The organism is Methanolobus sp. (genome assembly GCF_016278385.1).
GTDB lineage: Archaea > Halobacteriota > Methanosarcinia > Methanosarcinales > Methanosarcinaceae > Methanolobus.
Genome location: NZ_JADQBY010000014.1, coordinates 77,977 through 96,729, shown reverse-complemented (window position 1 = coordinate 96,729; position 18,753 = coordinate 77,977). Strand labels below are relative to the sequence as shown.

The window sequence follows — 18,753 nt, the reverse complement described above, 5'->3', positions numbered from 1 at the left end:
TGCAAAGGAAAGCATTGCAATAGGAATGAGCCCCCATGCAAGAAATGCATCAAGCAGCCTTATGGTAATAGTACTGAACAACATACTCCTTGCCTATGGAGGAGGTGACGTTGCCATAGCACTATTTGGTGTCGCCAACCGATTCATGTTCACTTTCATGCCAATGTATGGTATTGTACAGGGATTGCAACCGATTGTCGGATTCAACTATGGCACCAGAAACTTTTCCCGTGTGATGGATTCAGTAAAACTATCAATGCTCATCACAACTGCCATGGTAATCCTTGGATTCGCACTGCTACTTGTTTTCCCTGAACAATTGTTCAGTATATTTACCACAGACCAGCAACTGATCTCATCGGGAAAATCTGCAACACGCATAATGGTAATGGCACTGCCACTTGTAGGTTTTCAGGTAGTTGGAGCATCCCTCTACCAGGCCATAGGAAAAACACGTCCGTCCTTTGTGCTTGCCATGAGTCGCCAATTATTGTTCCTGATACCCCTGGTCATAATACTTCCCCATTTCTTCCAGCTAACCGGTGTATGGATGGCATTTCCATTATCAGACAGTCTTTCATTTCTCCTAACTCTTGTGATGGTGCTCAGGGAATTCAAAATATTAACAAACATGGGTGAAAGTATCGCATCCTAAGGAAAGTAAGACAACGCATTTAAAAACCTTCAGGACAATTCTACAATCCATGTCATATGAGAACGGACCACTTTTACTGATGATAATTGATGGCTGGGGATACACCACAGAAAAGCATGGGAATGCAGTTATGGCTGCAAATACCCCTGTACTTGACTCACTGATAGAGAAATATCCCACATGCTTACTACAAGTTTCAGGAGAAGGTGTAGGACTTCCTGCAGGACAGATGGGGAACTCTGAGGTAGGCCACCTTAACATTGGTGCAGGCCGGATAATTTATCAGGATCTCACACGTATCAACAAAGACATTAAAGAAGGTTCTTTTTTCAAAAACCAGGTGCTTCTTGAAGCAATGGAGCAGGCAAAGCAAAATGACTCCTCACTGCACCTTATGGGACTGTTCTCATACGGTGGCGTACACAGCCATATGGACCACATGAGAGCTCTTGTGGAAATGGCAAAAAATGAAGGCCTTGAAAGAGTTTACATCCACGCATTCCTGGATGGAAGGGATGTTCCCCCACAGACCGCCCTTGAGGATATGAAAGCTCATGAGGAGTTCTGCAGAAGTACAGGTATAGCAAAGACTGCGACAGTCAGTGGCAGGTATTATGCAATGGACCGGGATAAGCGATGGGAACGTACTAAACTGGCATACGATGCACTCACACTTGGCGAGGGAATCCTTGCTGAGGACGCAGTATCAGCAGTTAGCCATGCCTATGACAGGGGCGAGAATGACGAGTTTGTCAAACCAACTGTTATCACAGATGGGGATGAAAAACCTATTGCAACTGTCAAAAACAAGGACTCAGTTATTTTCTTCAACTTCCGTCCGGACAGGGCAAGACAGATGACATACGCATTTGTTGACAGGGATTTTGATGGTTTTGAGAGAAAAGTAGCACCTGATGTCCATTATGTCTGCATGGCAGAATATGACGAAAAACTCGATGTACCGATTGCATTTCCACCTGAGGCAATAGAAGACACGCTCGGAGAAGTGCTAAGCAGGCATAACAAAAAACAACTCCGTATAGCTGAGACTGAAAAGTATGCCCATGTGACATTTTTCTTCAACGGTGGTGTGGAAGAGAAGAACGAAGGCGAGGACAGATGCATGATAAGATCGCCAGATGTTGCCACATATGACCTTAAACCGGAGATGAGTGCCTATGAGGTCACTGATGAACTTGTAGAGAAGATACGCTCTGATAATTATGATGTTATTATTCTCAATTTTGCCAACATGGATATGGTAGGCCATACAGGAATTGTTGATGCAGCCATCAAGGCCATTGAGACTATAGATGAATGTGTGGGAAAAATAGTAGAGGCAATTATTGAAAAAAGGGGTGCTGCCATAATAACTGCAGACCACGGCAATGCTGAAAAAATGATTGACTACAATACCGGAAAACCACATACTGCACACACATCCAACCCCGTGATGTGCCTCTTGGTAAATGGACAGGAAGAAATGATACTCCAGGATGGAAAACTTTCAGATATTGCCCCTACAATGCTGGAAATACTGGATATCGAAAAGCCTGAATCGATGACAGGAATATCACTCATTAAAACGCAAGATTAGAACCACTTATCAAGGGTGCTCTGGCCGCTTCCGGAAGAAGCTTCAAGGCGTTCCAGAGCCTTTGTCACCCTGTCCTCTGAAAAATCATGTTCTGCGCACAGGAAAGATACTACTGCTTGTGAATCTGGTTTTTTCCACTTCAGGGAATAGTCATCTGTTACAGTAGGAGATTTAAAGAACTCTTTTATTTCCTCAATATGTGGAATTTTAATGCTTTTTGCTTTAAGAACCTTTTCTATCGTTCCGTATTCCTTTATTAATTTAAGGGCTGTTTTTGGACCTACGCCCTCAAGTCCTTCATTATAATCAGTGCCCACGCAAAGAGCAATATCAATAAGCTGTGAATGACTTATCTCCAGTACATCCAGACTTTCCTTAAGGTTGATTGTTTCAGGTTTCACATCAACGTAGATATTCTTTTTCGGGAGCTTCCTCTTACCTGATACTGTCAGGTTCCTGACAACCAGAGGAGAACCAAATAGCAGGGAATCATAGTCTTGGGAGGCTATTTTGTCGGAATCGCCTTTCTTAACCATGTATGCGGCCTGTGCCTCTCCCTCTGAAGGCGCATCCACATACGGGATGCCCATTGCAGTTAGCAGCTTCTTGGAATCTTCAACGATTACAGCATCAACCTTTGAGGATGCTTGAGCATACTTATATGCCTCTTCTGCAAGTCCTTTTTCCTTTGCCTCTGCCCATTTTATCTTTGCATTTTCGCGGGTTTCAGTACGTTTCTGAATTGTGGATGATTTCCACTCAGGAGGCTTGCCATCAAAAACAAAAACAGGTTTTACCCCTGCTTCCACAATGTTTGTCATCCTGTAAAGGATGCCTGACAGATGAGAGGTAACATTACCCTGCGAATCTTTAAGGGGAGTACCATCTCTCTGCCGTATAATACTTAAGAACTGGTAAAGTGTGTTAAAGGCGTCTATCGCCACAATATCTAAAGAAAGGTCAGATACCTCAATCGTACTCCTCGTAAGGAGCTCTCCTATATCAACACCCATATAAAACCATATCAATAGTATCTAAGTGAGTTAAAACCACTCAAAATTCACGTGTTATAAGTCCATTGCACTCAAGTCTTACATCAATAACAGAATCGTCATTCGCATCTATCTTTCCTACTTTGAGAATATTTCCCACCCTATCAATAAACTGTGTCTTCGTTATCTGCACCTGGTGGAGGTCACTGGAATCTTTATTTTTGTGAATTACCACAAGGCTATGCTGATCACCATTATTCTTACCTAACTTTGACATCACGTTCTTCACAAGCTGCTCAAAGTCAGAGTAGATTAAAATTTCAGAACATTTTCCGGCTTTCTTTATTATACCTATCGGTTCTAAATTAATGCGCATGTACGCACCTCTTATAGAGAGAAATATATCTCTACATCCTACAGCAACCTAGTTAATATGGTTTTCGGGATTAAAATACAACTGTATATATTATTATTAACTGTTTACCTGTACCTTGTCCTGTCCATGGAGTCTATGATATCATCCATCTTTATAATAACCTCATTCATCCTGGAATTGAGATTATTCTCAACACTCTGGATATTTATCCTTAAAGAACGTTCTTTTGCCTCAAGCATATGGTCAATCTTGCGAAGACGGATGTCAACAGACAGGATCATCGCAGCAAGTGCACCCACCATGACCATGGCGGCCAATATGATCAAGGCATTTGCCGGACTGTATTTGAACCTTCCAAGCCACTCATATGTTAATACAAATGAAGATACTACCATTACAACTGAAAATAATATGTCCCTGGTTTCCATTCTAATCCCTCATTACTAATATGGGCTGTTTTGCTATTTATATTATTTAACTTTATTTTTTTAAAAGAGAATCACTTAAATAGTGAACAAGATATTTACTACAAACATATATAATATGCGTTAATTTATATAAATGGAGTTGCACCGTTGAGTTCAGAAACAGGCATTAAAGAGTATCTACCAATGATTGTGATGGCAGCCATCATACTTACAGTACAAATCACAGCCCTGCTTTTAGCAAGCCCTATGGATGCAAATGATATGCAGGCATTTGAAAACCCTGATTCAACTGCAAATGCCATATATTACATAGGAGTCATCCTTGTATTCACATTCCTGTTACTGATGGCCATTAAAAGAAACATGCAATGGATTATACAGCTTACCATATTACTTGCAGTAGGAGCTACCATGTACTATGTGTTCTACGCTTTGCTGTCCATTGCAGATGTGTCAATAATGACAAACAATGTCGTATCCGGCCTGCTAGCAGCCGCCCTTACAATACTGCTCTACAAGTTCCCGGAATGGTACATTATCGACACTGTGGGACTTATAATAGGAGCAGGAGCCAGCGCCATTTTCGGAATATCATTATCCATTCTTCCAGTAATAGTGCTTCTTCTATTGCTTGCAATATATGATGCAATATCCGTTTACAAGACAAAACACATGATAGACCTTGCAGAAGGAGTAATGGACCTCCGCCTGCCCATATTGTTCGTAATCCCGAAACACCTAAAATACTCATTCATTGAGGACTCGTTCAAAAAAGAAGACGGGCAGGAGAGAGAAGCGTTCTTCATGGGACTTGGGGATGCTATAATGCCAACCATACTGGTAGTATCAGCAAATGTATTCCTTGTACAGAAAGCAACACTGAACTATATAGGATTCATATCCTATCCGGCACTGGGTGCAATGATAGGAACAATCGTAGGATTCATGGCATTGACCATACTGGTCATGAAAGGAAAACCACAGGCAGGATTACCATTTCTGAACAGTGGTGTCATACTCGGATACATAGTGGGCGTACTGGCCTCCGGGCAGGGAACACCCTTCTACTAATCCTTTTTAAAAACAGGGCCTTGATCAAAAGGCCTTATGTTTTTTTTTAATCCTCTTCCGGCAGTTCGGAATTGATATTGCATATAGCACAATTAGAAGTAGACCCCCCTGAATTGCATTCATTGAACTCTGAATCCACAGAACGCGTGCCCTCTGCAAGAACAGCAGCTGTTGAAATGGTGCTTGCTATCAAAATTGAATCGAATATCTCTTCCTTTGAAATGCCAAGTCTTTTAGCAACCCTCACATGAGTCTTCATACAGTGTTCACAACGCAGAGCTGATGCCACAGCTATGCAGATGAGTTCCACAGTCTTAGGATCCATGCGTTTGAACTCTCGCATGACACTATTCTCATATATCATGCGTGATACGAAAAGTTCCGGCATATCCTTCATGAAATTAATTATGTAAGGAATCTCACCATAACGCTTCTCAACATCTGCCAGGATATCTTCGACAGCCTCATTAGGCTCCTTGTCGAGAATCTCCTTTATTTCTTTCAGATTCATAATAACCCCATAAGTAATAGCTGGCAGGAAATCATGCGGTGAATCCCACCTCAGATTCACGTTTGATCTTGACCAATATATAATTTTTCATTTTTGACAGAGTGATATCAGCCATATCGGAAAGCTTTACACCCTCATCAAACTCAAGACCTTCCACTTTTTCATGGAATTGCTCGTATGGAAGCTTTACACGCAACCCGTCAAGCTGAAGTGTAACAGGAGCAGGAGAGAATACATCAAATATTTCAGGAATCTGTTCGTGTATCTCTTTCATGACCCTTGCAGGCAATACAGCAAGAGGGTCCTTTGCAAGATCCTCACGCATTTTTTCCACTACTCCAACAACTTTCTCCAGCAGGATATCAAGTGCACTGAGTTCCCCGCTTTTCCTCATACGATGGGCTACCCTTCCAATACCGCCAACATACAGATCTGCGTTTGCGACATCTTCGGTCTTAAGATCAATAGGACCTCCTGCAACTATTTTTGGAATGATTATGCCTTCCAGCAGTTTTGGCTTCTTATTCTTGATACAATCACTGAAAGTACCAAACGAAAAAACCGCAAGATCGTGTTCATTGATAAGCTTCCTTTCATAGTTGTCAGAAAGAGATACCCTTCTGCCCATTCCCCTTGCAAGTCCTATCATATTTGTATTAGAACCACCTCTGCGCATAAATTCAGCTACATCACATGCTGAATGAGGAAGATGGTGGGATGCAAGCGTGGGGGAAACAATAGCAATTTCAGTTCCTGTAAGAGGAGCCCTGGTAAGTTTACCCAGAAGCTTCTTTCCAAGCTCTTCAATAAGATGAACATCATCCCTAGGAATAAGCATGACAAGTGTAACTTCCGTAGCTGCCGGAACTTTCTGAATCAAGTAGCCTCCGAGGTCCTCCAGAAGTTCAGTTATAAGAGTATGCTTGTGTATACCACCCTCATAAATATATGGCTCCAGTATTGCCGCCATTATTCATCCTCCATGAGTTCTTTGGCAATGTCCTGGGCTTCCTGTATCCATTCAGGTTTCAGGATATCCTCGCTTGCCGCAAAAACAAATCTATGACCGTCCATTGAATGGTAACGAACCCTGAACCCTTCAGGTGTGGCCCTGATGGCCATTTCCACCAGCCTTGATTGAAGTGTACTGCGAGGGTCTGCAACCACCATATCCTTAAGGAACTCTACCTCAGCGTTTACGTCTTCAGCATTCATTTTCAGAGTATTTCTTTCAGGCTGGTATACTTTGGTACGGCCATACCTTGCCCAGAGTTTTTCTAGTAAATCCGGAAGATACTTTTCCTGCTCAATAGAAATAGTGAGTTCATTTTTAAGATAATTGGATACCTCGATACTAGCCATATCAGATACTTTCACTGTGGGCTGGCTACCCCTGAGAATAACGGCCATCAGGTAAAGAGAATCTTCCGGTCTTACAACAACCTTTATTCTTCCAATAGCACCACCAAGAACCAGTTCTGTAATGATATCAGCGACTATGCCTTTGTATGCATCACCTTCTTCCGGAACAGTGGACTCTACAATGAAAGTCTCAAGAGATTCCATAAGAATTACTCCTCCACGTATCCTGATGCTAGCAAAGCACTTCCAACAGCACCTATGAGGTGAGAGTTAGGAGGGACAAGAACATTGATCTTAAGCAACTCACCAAGTGCCTTTGGAACACCTTCAATAAGAGAAGAACCTCCTACAAGGATCAGTGGTTCCTTAACATCAACTTCCTGAAGCTGTTGCTCAAATATCTGTTCCACAACACTGTGACATGCAGCAGCAGCAACATCCTCTGGAGTTGAGCCTTTCGCAAGGGAGTTAACAAGTGATTGAATACCGAAAACAATACAATAACTGTTCATATCGACCTTTTCCTGCATACCCTTCACAGCAAGGGCACCAAGTTCGGTAATGTCTACACCGAGCCTTTTTGCGGTCATATCCAGGAAACGTCCGGATGCTCCTGCACAGATACCACCCATTGTGAACATTCCTGGAATGCCGTCTTCCACGGATATCGCCTTATTGTCCATTCCACCAATATCAATTACAGTCGCAGAGCCTTTCTGTTTACCTGCAAGATAAACAGCTCCCTTTGAGTTGACAGTGATCTCTTCTTGGATGAGCTGGGCATTGAAGTGCTCCCCTATCAGGAAACGGCCATATCCTGTGGTACCTATTGCCTGGATATCTTCCTTTTTGACACCAGCTTCTTCAAGAGCTTTATCGAAAGCTTCAGTAGCACTGTCGATAACCTTGATAGTAGGCACCCATCCTGAACCTATTATCTTGTTGTCCTTCATGATGACTGCCTTTGTGGTTGTTGAACCGGAATCAATACCTGCGGTGAGTCCGCTTTGTTTCTCTCTTGCAAGAAGGTGGCGACGTCTTGCGATGGTGGTGAGAGCTTCCATACGGGTCAGCAGGGTTGCTGCTGTTGTACGCTCTGTAAAAGAATAACTTATAACCGGAAGGGTTGAGTATTTGTTAATGTAGCGACGCACTTCGTTTCGGACTATAGCTGCTTCAGCACACCGGAAACATGAAGTGATGAATACGCCATCGACATCCGAGATGCCTTCCACAACAGCCTTTGCCCTTGCCATCAAAAGACGAAGATCAGGACTTGCAGCCTCCAGACCAAAATCCTTTCCGATAGTGTCAAGGACATTGACATCAATCTCAGGATATATCAGTTTGGCATTAACACTCGCTGCAACTGAATCAAGCTCCCCTTGAACGCCTGCATATTCAGAACCACATGAAATAAGTGCAACTTTTACAACGGCCTCCTCTTTCATTCTGTTGCCACCTCTGTCTTTTCAGGCAATGATTTCAGGAACTCAGCAATCTTGTAAACAAATTCCTGACCCTCATCATCAGATTCCGGAAAATCAAGTTCAAGGATTGGCATATCACGGTCCCTTATGAGGAATTTTGTAAGCTCGTTGGTACGGGCACATCCCATACAACCAAATGCCATGGGTGTTTCACCAACAATTATACCAGCTTCTGCCTGCTCGATCATGGGTCCTACTATCGCCATCCTGCCCCTGACACCTGCCGGGACTTCTACAGCCGCATATTTCAGACCTCTTTTTGGTTCTTCCGAAGTGATATTCAGGGGAGGTGAATCTACACCAACAGTTGATATCTTTTCTTTGATCTTTTCCATCATTGCAATGGGTTTGTGGCCGAACCTCTGGACAAGGTCAGAAAGGATCAGACTGTTTGTAGGGTATATGATAACTTTTGCCATTGTATTGCCTCATTGGGTGGATTCGATTATATCCTGAAGATCTTTCAATTCAAGCCGTTTCTTGTGTTCGGTTTCCTTGAGAGGGATGTTTTTGTCATATTTATCGAGGGCTTTTCCAATCATTGGAAGCATCATTGACTCTTCCTTAAGGAAATAAAAACCAGGCCTTGCCCCACCACCACGGGAAGCACGGCAACGTCTTTCATCCCCTGGAGGAAAACCTCTCTCCTTTACAAAGATATGATTCTTATCAAGGCCAACAACTTCTTTCACCACTTTGTCCACTGCTTCCCTGGGACCTGTGACCATGGTGCCAAAGCATGTTTCTTTTATGACAATATCAGTATTAGATTCGTATATCTGCATAGCAGCGTCAATTGGCAACACACTATCGGAACCTGTGACAACGAGTTTTGTTATGACGTCTTCATTACCTTCAGCCATTCTCATTCCTCCTTGCTGCTCTCTAAGATATATATTATATCCCCATCCTTGAAATGCTTGAGTTTCTCAATTTCAAGTATCTTTCCAATAATATTAGTATTTGAAAATCTTTCACCTGCAGGCCCGAAAAGATCATCATCTATGGTCTTGACACCTATCATACCAGCTCTTTTAGCAGCCTGATTGGTAACGCCAATTTCACCTGCTATCGTCATTTTCGGAGTATTTTCAGGGAATATCTCCTTGTATGACTCAGCCGGCTTTTCGGCTTTGAAGATGTAAGTATTTTCATAGGTCATCATTATAGGAAGCACACCTACAGGATGATACTGCAAACCAACTGCATGCCTGAAGAAAGCAAGGGTTTTGGGTGCAAGATCATCGTAAAGTTCGATCGTCACTAGCATCTCAGGGTCAACCCCCTGCACAGTGACCCTTTTTTCCTGCAGAATCCCGATTGTTGTCGCAGGTACTTGCTGGACTATGAAAGCATCATCCGCCGTATAACCTTCCCTGATGAACTCAATATCAAGAGATTTCATTTCATCTTCAGCATCAGCATTGGTCTTACCAAGAAGCATTATGGGATCAGGAATTGATTCCACCATGACCTTCTGTCCGCTTTCCACCATCCTGGCAAGTTCGATACCCTTTACCACATGCCCTATGACAGAATGCATGATAGAAGATGGACGGTCATCCGTTGAGATATACAGTTTTCCTGCTCCATATCCCACGGTCCTTACAAAAACAGAGCCAGTGGATCGTGGTTCGAAATTTTCATAGGCTACAAGCTCACTCTGAAAACGATGATCGGATATAAATGAAGATGAGACAAAATCAATGTGGAAAGTCCCATCCTTGATGACACTAAATAAAAATTCAGCGCCTTCCGGAGACAGAGGGTCTATCTCAATTTCCACGTATGTGAATATCCTTGAACCAGCAGTAAGTTTTATTGAAAGATCAGTTGTAGAAATATGTTCTCCTGCCTTTTCCCATTCAATTACAGGCTCTACTGATAGTATCCTGTCACCCTTCACAAGATCACGGAGAACATGTTTGCCGCTTATTAGCCTTGCAAAAACACCATCTTCAGGAGCGCCATACTCTGAAGCATGTTTGGTCTTGCTGATAATGATATGAGTATTTGCAGCATCTCCGCCACCTGCACCAAAAAGCAAAGTGAACCTATCCATATCAGTACTGCTGCGGACCGGTTCCATATCCGTGCTGAATGGTCCGAATGCCAGAGCATCTTTACTGATCCAGCGAACAGGTACATCAGTAAATTCATTAAAAATAGAGTGCCATTTTTTTGAAGAAGAGGAGAATTCATCCAGAAGTTCGATCTTAAACTCACCTTTGGATGTTTTCACAAGGTATTCCACTGAAGCCTGTGATTTAAGATCCTCTTTTTCAATAAGTATTCCAATTGCTGTTCCCTTCTTATAAGGTGCGTTTGACACCTTAATGGCGTCCTCAAGGGTCGAACTTTCTGGTAATTTCAGTTCCTTTCCATTGATCTCTATCGTTATTTCGCCACTCGTGCCAAACTCCTCCGTAACTTCTCAGGATATCAGGGTTCTGCTGCTACTTCCATACGCTCTTCATCGGTAAGCTGTGATAGAACAGCAACTGGTTCCCCTACATTAACGATCTTACCATCTCTCATAAGAGCTACACGATCACATATCTCTTCGAGGAAGTCCATATCATGTGAGACAATGACGAAAGTATCCCCCATCTTCTCACGTGCTTCCAGAATTGACTTTGTGACCTCTTTCTTAGTGAATGGATCCATTGTACCTGTTGGCTCATCCATTATAATAATATTAGGTTCTTTCATTAAAATCTGAGCCAATGCAACCCTGTGCCTTTCACCTTCACTAATCTCATCTGACATCTTTGATAATATAGATTTTGCCTTCGCCTCAGTAAATCCAGTTGCTATCATAGTATTTATGGCCTTTCTGACAGCAAGTTCATATGGAAGGTCTATACCTATTGATTCAGTGAGATTATCAATGATTGTCCTATGGGTATAAAGTCCATATTCCTGATGCAGTATGCCCATGTATTTGACTGCACGACCCCTGCATTCAGGACCAGGTTTCTTCATGTCGACCCATTCATCTCCGACACGTACCTGTATTTCGCCACTTGTAGGCTGCACAATACCCATAATAATTTCAGATGTGGTGGTCTTTCCTGCCCCACTGGTACCTGCAAGACCGAATATCTCACCTTCTTTTACATCAAAGGAGACATCATTAACAGCGTAAACAACACCTCTGCTGACAGAGATATATTTCTTAACAAGATTATCTACCTTGATAAGAGGGTCACCAACAACAACATCACATTTCTTTTCCACAGAACATACAAGTTCCATGAACTCTTTTGCGACCTCTGACGGAGAACCTTCCTTTACAATTGCCCCATCTTCAAGAATAATAGCTTTATCAGCTAAGTCTTCCACTACCTCAGACCAGTGTGATGTAATGACCATTGTCATGTTATAGTCCTTGACGGCCTTTGCAATCACATCGTGTACAACGTCTGCAGTTCTGGGATCAAGCGTACCGGTTGGCTCATCGGCGATAAGAAGCATTGGGTCCCTTACAAGTTGACGGGCAAGTACTACTCTCTGTTTCTCGCCACCACTCAGATCGCGGGCTATGTGCATCATACGGTGTGAAAGCTGTACTTTTTCCAGGAGTTCCACAGCACGAGATAGAGCGGTCTCACTATTGACACCTATTTCCGTAAGAGAGTTTACGACATTTACAATAACCCTGTCATCACCATAGAGAGCAAAGGTACGCTGAAGCATAATAGCGATTCTTTTAGTGATCTCTCGTCTTTCAGGATCATGAACTGAAGTTTTTATGAAATCTGCTTCAAATGGCTTGAGGGTATCCTTGCCACAATCAGGACATTCATTTCCAACTTTACTCGGCGGTTCGATGTGTCCACATTTATCGCATCTTGCAAGGTGGTAGATTACCTCTCCACTAATACCTTCATACTCTTCAGCACCACGCAGGACGTGCATCAATACTGTTTTCCCGGAACCGCTTCTTCCAAGGATACCGAGAACTTCTCCCTCGTTGATGGTCAGGTTTATATCTTTGAGAACTTTGACCCCATCAAATTCAAGTGTCAGGTTTTTGACTTCAATGAATAATGCCATTTGATTTCCTCCGCACAGGGATGCATAGAGTCTTTTGCACTAATACTGATATGCATATCTACTCAAATTACTTAATGGTTTTGTAGATAAGATACAAAACTAGCCATATTAGAACCCATACAAACCTGATAATAACTTTTTAGTAATCATTTTAAAGAATTACTGTTGGATTATTGAACTCAATACATAAACGTAACGCATCTGCTTCGCACTGTTAACTTCTAAAAAATGGCGCATCGCGCCGATTTTATGAAGTGACTTGGTTGTTTATTTTCCTTACAATGTCCACTACATCGATGATATTTCCTATGATAACGTCTGCTGCATCCATGAGAACCTGTGGCCTTTCATCCCCCTGCTGAGAGGTTAGAATACCCATATCTGCAGCCCTTAAAGCAAGTATGTCATTCATACCATCCCCTACCATGAAAACAAAATCGTACGTTTTTTTAAGATCGTTGACTATGCGCTCTTTGTCGTGCGTTGTGGCAACTGGAAAAACAGAATTCATAGGAATATCCAGAGATAAAGCAAGAATATTAAGGTTCTGTGCGTCGTCTCCTGAAGCTATGTAAATATCAATACCAAGTTCCCTCAAAAGTTTAACCGTTACAAATGTGTCGGAGTACATTTGTCCCCCCGTACTCAGAACATAGGGAACGACATTTTCCCGGGAATCTACTATGAGACCGGCAGCAATATAGAAAACATTAGGGCAGCGACCTTTTACAAGACTTACCACATCATTGATATCACTTACCTTTGTCCTATTATGTTTTATTATACCGTAGACATCATCCAGATGAAAAGGACTGCTTGAGCAACTTATACCGAGCTCTATATTGTGCATCTCGATAAAATCGTGCAATTCCATTTCCAGATCACACTGCCTGAGTTCATCAAAGCGTGTTCGCAAAACAATGAGTGCCCTGTTGGCTTTTTGTGCTACCAGAAGAGTTGTCTGTACATCTTCAAGAATAGACCCGGTACTCATTTCCTTTGCAACACGATACATATGTAACAGTGTCCCAGCACTGTCAAAGACAACAGCAACACGTTTTCCCATAAATATTGATTTGCCTTATCGAATATACATCTGGTCATAAACTGTGACATCTGAAATGAAATTGTGCCAAATGACTAATATGCAAACAACTACAATTTTCAGGCTAAGCAACATGACCAAAACCAACCGAATAATAATTGCTCTGATAATTCTTATCGCAATAGCTTTTGTATCGGAAAACCGGAAATACTCCGACTTAGAAACGGAAATTCTTATATCAGAACCTTGGGACCACATCCCTATTACTGTTTATATCGATAATGCAGATATACCGGATCATTACAGTCCAAGCTACAGGACAGATGTGGAAAATGCCCTTGAGTATTGGGAAAGTGGTGGCAACGGACAACTGGTATATGAAGTGGACTTTGATATAGTGGATACCGATAACGCTGATATACGTATTATGTGGGTGGAAAATCTCGAGAATGATGCAGGAGTGGAGAATGGTGTTGCCGGTTTTACCAGGCCATACGTAACAAATGGTCGATTTGAGCATGCTGATATTGTACTGGAAACAGGGAATTACCAGGGTTACTCATGGGTTCAATATGGGGACACTACCATGCAGGACATAACTACGCATGAACTGGGACATGCACTTGGACTTGGACATAGTAATAGCAAGGATGACATTATGTACCCCACATATGATAGCAAAGATAATCTGAACCCCCTGCTACTTCAATCCACGTGGCCTTTGCTTTTGATACTTATAATTTTGGCTATCGTTGTTATTTTATACCACACCACCGGCTGGTTCCACTACAAGAAAAAGAGAAAAATACTTGAAGATGAGGTTTTCAACGATGAAGAATATAAAAAATGAAACCATTTTCCAGGGTATTTTGAGATACTTTGCCGGTGAAATTGCAGATTTTTCTGATTACGAAGTTGACCTCTCAGACCTTACAGAGTTCCAACGCACGGTCCTTGAAGAAGTAAGAAAGATTCCCTACGGTGAAACAAGAACCTATCAGGAACTTGCCTGCCGCATAGGTAACGAAGGTGCTGCCAGGGCGGTCGGTGGTGCAGTTGCCAAAAACCCGTATCCTATAATCATACCCTGTCACCGCGTAGTATCATCTTCAGGAATAGGTGGGTTTTGCGGAGAGACATGTGGAGAGAAAGTCGAGCTGAAAAGAAAGATGCTTGAGATGGAAGCCAGTTATAAAGAAAAGGATGAATAATATTACAACAGAATTTCATACAGGGTGTAGAACATGTTTGGATGGACAGGAAGAACTGTAATAGTAGACCTTAAAAGGAAAGCGGTCACCGAGACCAGGACTAAAAAGGAGTTTGCAGACCAGTTTATTGGTGGTCGTGGACTTGGATGCAGATTGATGAAGGAGTTTGCAGACCCTGAGATCAACCCCTTAAGTCCTGAAAATCCACTTATTTTCACAACCGGACCACTCACAGGAACATCGTCCCCCATGTCAGGGCACTTCACAGTCACATCCAAGTCCCCCTTAACTTCAACAATCTTCAGTTCCAATACCGGTGGATACTTCGGCGCTGAACTGAAATTTGCAGGTATTGATGCCCTTATAATTAAAGGAAAGTCTGAAAAGCCTGTTTATCTTAGCATCTATGATGAAGAGGTGGAAATATTGCCTGCTGAACATCTGTGGGGAAAGAACACCGTAGAAACTACCGCATTACTTGGAACAAAGGGAAAGGTTGCATGCATAGGCAAAGCAGGAGAAAAACTTGTCAGTATGGCAAATATCATCAACGACCGCATCTATTCCAGTGGTCGTGGAGGACATGGTGCAGTAGCGGGTTCAAAGAACCTGAAAGCAATTGTTGTTAAAGGAACAAATAAAGTCCAGATCGCGGAACCTGAGGCTTTCGAGAAGGATGTTGAGATGATAAAAAAACTGCTTGTGGCAAATCCTCCTGCATCCAAGGGACTTGAAAAATATGGAAGTTCTGTTATTACAGACCTCCTTGATTATATGGGAACGCTTCCTGCACGAAATTTCAATGAAAGGAAATATCCCGAAGCAGAAAAACTCTCAGGTGAGCACATCAATCAGAAATACAAAATACAGCCGCAACCATGCTATTCATGCCCAATTGGTTGCAGGAGAACTGCAGAAGACGGAAGGCCAATCCCTGATTATGATTCAATATGGGCTTTCGGTCCGAATATAGGCAATGATGATCTGGAACTTATAAGAGAAATAGATGGAATCTGTTTTGATTATGGATTGGATCCACTGTCCTGTGGTGCATCCATTGCGGCATACATGGAAGTAAACCCATGGATGGAGATGGACGAAGTGAAAGGTATTGTCCTTGAAATAGGCAATGGCAAACATGAAGTATGCAAAGGCTCACATGCATACCTTTGCTCTGTTAAAAAGGAAGAATATACAACCTCAGTTAAGGGTCTGGAACTTCCAGGATATGATCCCAGGGAAATGGCAGGTATGGCTATAGCTTATGCAACATCCAACACTGGAGGGTCACATCTTAGCGCTTTTATGGCTGCACCGGAAATAATGGGGAAGCCTGTCCTGCTTGACAGGAACTCATATGACGGAAAAGCTGCCCTTGTACAACATTTCCAGAACCTCACTGCGGTAATTGATTCACTTGTTATGTGTCCGTTCTCTATGCTTGCAATAGGAGAGGTAGAGCTCGCTGTAATATTAAGCCATGTGACAGGAGAAGAATATTCTGCTGAATACATGCTACTTGCAGGGGAGAGAATCTACAACCTTGAAAGAATGTTCAACCTAAAAGCAGGATTTTCATCGAAGGATGACGTGCTTCCTGAGAGATTCTTTGGCGAGGACGCAATCAGCCGAGAAGAATTTAAAAAGGCAATTTCAGATTATTACCACTTCAGGGAATGGAATGATGATGGTGTGCCCGGCGAAGAAAAACTGAAGGAATTGAGTCTTAAATAAAGACAAATAAAACATGTTTCATTTGAGAATTTAAAGGATATAAATACATTTATACTTGAAACCTCTATTATTACCTCCTATTAATGCAGAATCAGAGGTTAAGTTCATATATAGCATTAAGAATTATACCCATATACCTTTTAAGCTCATAAATAATTGTTACGATTATGGAGGATTTTAAATGAAAATACAAGTTGAAATTAAAGAACTTAAAGAGGGAAAGTACGTCATTGTAGACGATGAACCCTGTACAATCAAAAGTATATCCAAATCAAAACCAGGAAAGCACGGTTCAGCAAAAGCAAGAATCGATGTTATCGGACTTTTTGACGGACAGAAGAGATCAATAATAGGTCCTGTATCCGATAAGATCTACGTTCCAGTTGTCGAAAGAAAGAATGCACAGGTACTTTCCATTTCAGGCGATGTTGCGCAACTTATGGACATGGGAGACTTCTCAACATTCGAAATGAAGGTCCCTGATGAGTACAAGGAAAGGGTCATTGAAGGCCAAGAGGTTTCATTCCTTACCGCAATGGGCAAATTAAAATTCGATCTGAGATAATCATATCTCTGATCGTTTTTTCTTATTTTCAGTTCTTACAGTTATGTTTTACAAACCCGATATGATGGATGCCATGGCAGATTATGATTCTGCAAGGTATGTGATATTCGGTGTCCCTTTTGATGCTACTTCTTCATACAGATCAGGAAGTCGCTGGGCCCCGGATGCCATGAGGAAAGCCTCTGCGAACTTTGAAACCTATAATGATTATTTTGATATTGATTTTGAGGACCTGTTTATCCATGATGCAGGAAACCTTGAGCCTTATTCATCTGTTGATGAGACACTCGAAGAGCTTTACCTCGCTGTGAAACCAATTGCAAAGGATAGAAAAATCCCTATTATGCTTGGTGGCGAGCATTCCCTTACTTACCCATGTGTAAAAGCATGTGCAGAGGAAGCAGGAGAGAATATCGGTTTTGTTGTAATGGATGCACACTTTGACCTTCGGGAAGAATACGGAGGCATCAGGAACAACCACGCATGCGTTTCAAGACACATACTGGACGATATCACTGATACCTATGTGACCATAGGAGTCCGCAGCGGCCCAAAGGAAGAATGGGTCTATGCAAAAGAGAATGGCATCAAATACTATACTTCAGATGATGTACGAGAAATGGGTATCAAACAGGTCATTTCAGAGGTTAAGGAATATCTCGGGTGTAAAAAGATATATCTTTCCCTGGATATGGATGCTCTTGATCCTGCATATGCACCTGGCCTTGGGACCCCCGAACCATTCGGACTTACTGACATTGAGGTACGTGAGGTAATTCGTTCATTTGCACCTGTATCCGTTGGTTTTGATGTTGTTGAAATCGCTCCTGAATACGACAACGGGATGAGCGCACTGCTTGGAACGAAACTGCTCAGGGAATTCATTGCATCACATGCCGCAAGTGAAAGATAGGCAGTACCTTTGAATTTCCGCAAAGAACACTCTGCAACTTCCAATCATTCCTTTTTTAATATATGCTGGTGATTCTTTGAAAATATCCATAAGGAATGCTAAAAAGAGTGACATCGAGATAATACTGCTCGTAGAGAATGATTCATTCCATGAGAACATAGCAGAGAGCAGGGATGTGTTCTTTGATAGAATGAAGGTATTTCCTGAAGGATTTCTGGTTATGGAGATTGACGGAGAAATTGGAGGTTATATTTCCTCGGAGATGTGGGGACACTCTGAAAATATCGATACGGAAAGGTTCCGCCTGAACCACACCATAGCAGACGTTCACAGAAGTGACGGCTCAGAACTCTATATCTCATCCATAGGCATCCTGACAAAATATCGTGCCAAAGGCTATGGAAAAATGCTGTTCTCAAAATTGATAGAACGAATTAGCAGCAGCTACAAAATAGCCAGCATAATTCTCATAGTTTCAGTGAATTGGGATGCTGCAAAGAAAATATACGAAAGCAGTGGATTCCTGGAGATTCAGAGAATAATCGGTTTTTTTGAGGACGATGACAACTCCGATGCTATTGTCATGAGAAAATATTTCTGAATCTAAAATTCAGGTTTGCATTATTTGCTTTTTTTAGCTTCCAGTTACTACATTTCAATAAAATTAGTGCTGGCGCAGATTAACAATTATAGTACAGGCATCGAATAATTAGAAAATAAATGGCGAGCTGAAAATAAGTGTCT

The 18,753-nt window shown here is 42.1% G+C and carries 21 protein-coding genes; 9 read left to right on the top strand and 12 right to left on the bottom strand.

The window, feature by feature from the left end; genetic code table 11:
* Positions 1 to 25: 25 nt before the first annotated feature.
* On the top strand, positions 26 to 655 hold the full coding sequence (locus QZZ23_RS06570) for an MATE family efflux transporter (RefSeq protein ID WP_292467988.1): 630 nt from the start codon (positions 26 to 28) through the stop codon (positions 653 to 655).
* Positions 656 to 704: 49 nt separating this feature from the next.
* A complete protein-coding gene (gene gpmI / locus QZZ23_RS06565) occupies positions 705 to 2,252 on the top strand; it encodes a 2,3-bisphosphoglycerate-independent phosphoglycerate mutase (RefSeq protein WP_292467986.1) in 1,548 nt (515 codons plus the stop codon).
* Here the strand turns inward: gpmI and fen are convergent.
* The 3 genes from fen to QZZ23_RS06550 form a co-directional block, all read right to left on the bottom strand.
* Complete coding sequence (gene fen / locus QZZ23_RS06560) at positions 2,249 to 3,265, bottom strand: flap endonuclease-1 (RefSeq protein WP_292467984.1); 1,017 nt, start codon at positions 3,263 to 3,265, stop codon at positions 2,249 to 2,251. The genes gpmI and fen overlap by 4 nt on opposite strands.
* A gap of 40 nt (positions 3,266 to 3,305) precedes the next feature.
* Positions 3,306 to 3,620, bottom strand: a complete 315-nt coding sequence (locus QZZ23_RS06555; protein ID WP_292467982.1) for a hypothetical protein — start codon at positions 3,618 to 3,620, stop codon at positions 3,306 to 3,308.
* Positions 3,621 to 3,724: 104 nt separating this feature from the next.
* Entirely contained in the window at positions 3,725 to 4,048 is a 324-nt protein-coding gene (locus QZZ23_RS06550; RefSeq protein WP_292467979.1) for a hypothetical protein, read from the bottom strand.
* Positions 4,049 to 4,195: 147 nt separating this feature from the next.
* On the opposite strand from QZZ23_RS06550, the gene QZZ23_RS06545 reads away from it, so the two are divergent.
* Positions 4,196 to 5,119: a presenilin family intramembrane aspartyl protease PSH gene (locus QZZ23_RS06545; protein WP_292467976.1), complete on the top strand. Its 924-nt coding sequence runs from the start codon at positions 4,196 to 4,198 to the stop codon at positions 5,117 to 5,119.
* 46 nt (positions 5,120 to 5,165) lie between these two features.
* On the opposite strand, the gene QZZ23_RS06540 is transcribed toward QZZ23_RS06545, so the two are convergent.
* The 9 genes from QZZ23_RS06540 to QZZ23_RS06500 all read right to left on the bottom strand — a co-directional run bounded on the left by QZZ23_RS06540 (position 5,166) and on the right by QZZ23_RS06500 (position 13,607).
* Positions 5,166 to 5,630, bottom strand: coding sequence for a carboxymuconolactone decarboxylase family protein (locus tag QZZ23_RS06540; RefSeq protein ID WP_292467973.1), 465 nt, complete (start codon positions 5,628 to 5,630; stop codon positions 5,166 to 5,168).
* A gap of 31 nt (positions 5,631 to 5,661) precedes the next feature.
* Positions 5,662 to 6,600: a methanogenesis marker 7 protein gene (locus tag QZZ23_RS06535; protein ID WP_292467971.1), complete on the bottom strand. Its 939-nt coding sequence runs from the start codon at positions 6,598 to 6,600 to the stop codon at positions 5,662 to 5,664.
* On the bottom strand, positions 6,600 to 7,196 hold the full coding sequence (locus QZZ23_RS06530; RefSeq protein WP_292467969.1) for a methanogenesis marker 17 protein: 597 nt from the start codon (positions 7,194 to 7,196) through the stop codon (positions 6,600 to 6,602). Before QZZ23_RS06530 ends, QZZ23_RS06535 begins: the two co-directional genes overlap by 1 nt.
* A 5-nt stretch (positions 7,197 to 7,201) precedes the next feature.
* Positions 7,202 to 8,443 (bottom strand): methanogenesis marker 15 protein, encoded by a 1,242-nt coding sequence (locus QZZ23_RS06525; RefSeq protein WP_292467967.1) that lies wholly within the window; start codon positions 8,441 to 8,443, stop codon positions 7,202 to 7,204.
* The gene (locus QZZ23_RS06520; RefSeq protein WP_292467965.1) at positions 8,440 to 8,901 is read right to left on the bottom strand and encodes a methanogenesis marker 5 protein; all 462 of its coding nucleotides are present in this window, start codon (positions 8,899 to 8,901) and stop codon (positions 8,440 to 8,442) included. Before QZZ23_RS06520 ends, QZZ23_RS06525 begins: the two co-directional genes overlap by 4 nt.
* Positions 8,902 to 8,910: 9 nt before the next feature.
* The gene (locus QZZ23_RS06515; RefSeq protein WP_292467963.1) at positions 8,911 to 9,345 is read right to left on the bottom strand and encodes a methanogenesis marker 6 protein; all 435 of its coding nucleotides are present in this window, start codon (positions 9,343 to 9,345) and stop codon (positions 8,911 to 8,913) included.
* Between the two features lie 2 nt (positions 9,346 to 9,347).
* Entirely contained in the window at positions 9,348 to 10,871 is a 1,524-nt protein-coding gene (locus QZZ23_RS06510; RefSeq protein ID WP_292468173.1) for a methanogenesis marker 3 protein, read from the bottom strand.
* Positions 10,872 to 10,924: 53 nt separating this feature from the next.
* On the bottom strand, positions 10,925 to 12,541 hold the full coding sequence (gene atwA / locus QZZ23_RS06505) for a methyl coenzyme M reductase system, component A2 (protein WP_292467961.1): 1,617 nt from the start codon (positions 12,539 to 12,541) through the stop codon (positions 10,925 to 10,927).
* A gap of 247 nt (positions 12,542 to 12,788) precedes the next feature.
* Complete coding sequence (locus tag QZZ23_RS06500) at positions 12,789 to 13,607, bottom strand: HAD family hydrolase (protein ID WP_292467958.1); 819 nt, start codon at positions 13,605 to 13,607, stop codon at positions 12,789 to 12,791.
* A gap of 79 nt (positions 13,608 to 13,686) precedes the next feature.
* Here QZZ23_RS06500 and QZZ23_RS06495 point away from each other — a divergent pair, with 79 nt between their 5' ends.
* From QZZ23_RS06495 to QZZ23_RS06470, 6 genes are all read left to right on the top strand, one after another.
* On the top strand, positions 13,687 to 14,436 hold the full coding sequence (locus QZZ23_RS06495) for a M57 family metalloprotease (RefSeq protein WP_292467955.1): 750 nt from the start codon (positions 13,687 to 13,689) through the stop codon (positions 14,434 to 14,436).
* A complete protein-coding gene (locus QZZ23_RS06490) occupies positions 14,417 to 14,797 on the top strand; it encodes a methylated-DNA--[protein]-cysteine S-methyltransferase (RefSeq protein WP_292467953.1) in 381 nt (126 codons plus the stop codon). Before QZZ23_RS06495 ends, QZZ23_RS06490 begins: the two co-directional genes overlap by 20 nt.
* 33 nt (positions 14,798 to 14,830) lie before the next feature.
* On the top strand, positions 14,831 to 16,531 hold the full coding sequence (locus QZZ23_RS06485; protein WP_292467951.1) for an aldehyde ferredoxin oxidoreductase family protein: 1,701 nt from the start codon (positions 14,831 to 14,833) through the stop codon (positions 16,529 to 16,531).
* Positions 16,532 to 16,712: 181 nt separating this feature from the next.
* A complete protein-coding gene (locus QZZ23_RS06480; RefSeq protein ID WP_292467949.1) occupies positions 16,713 to 17,096 on the top strand; it encodes a translation initiation factor IF-5A in 384 nt (127 codons plus the stop codon).
* Between the two features lie 43 nt (positions 17,097 to 17,139).
* Positions 17,140 to 18,009, top strand: coding sequence for an agmatinase (gene speB, locus QZZ23_RS06475; RefSeq protein ID WP_292467947.1), 870 nt, complete (start codon positions 17,140 to 17,142; stop codon positions 18,007 to 18,009).
* 76 nt (positions 18,010 to 18,085) lie between these two features.
* Positions 18,086 to 18,610, top strand: coding sequence for an N-acetyltransferase (locus tag QZZ23_RS06470; RefSeq protein WP_292467944.1), 525 nt, complete (start codon positions 18,086 to 18,088; stop codon positions 18,608 to 18,610).
* The last annotated feature ends 143 nt before the right edge of the window (positions 18,611 to 18,753 follow it).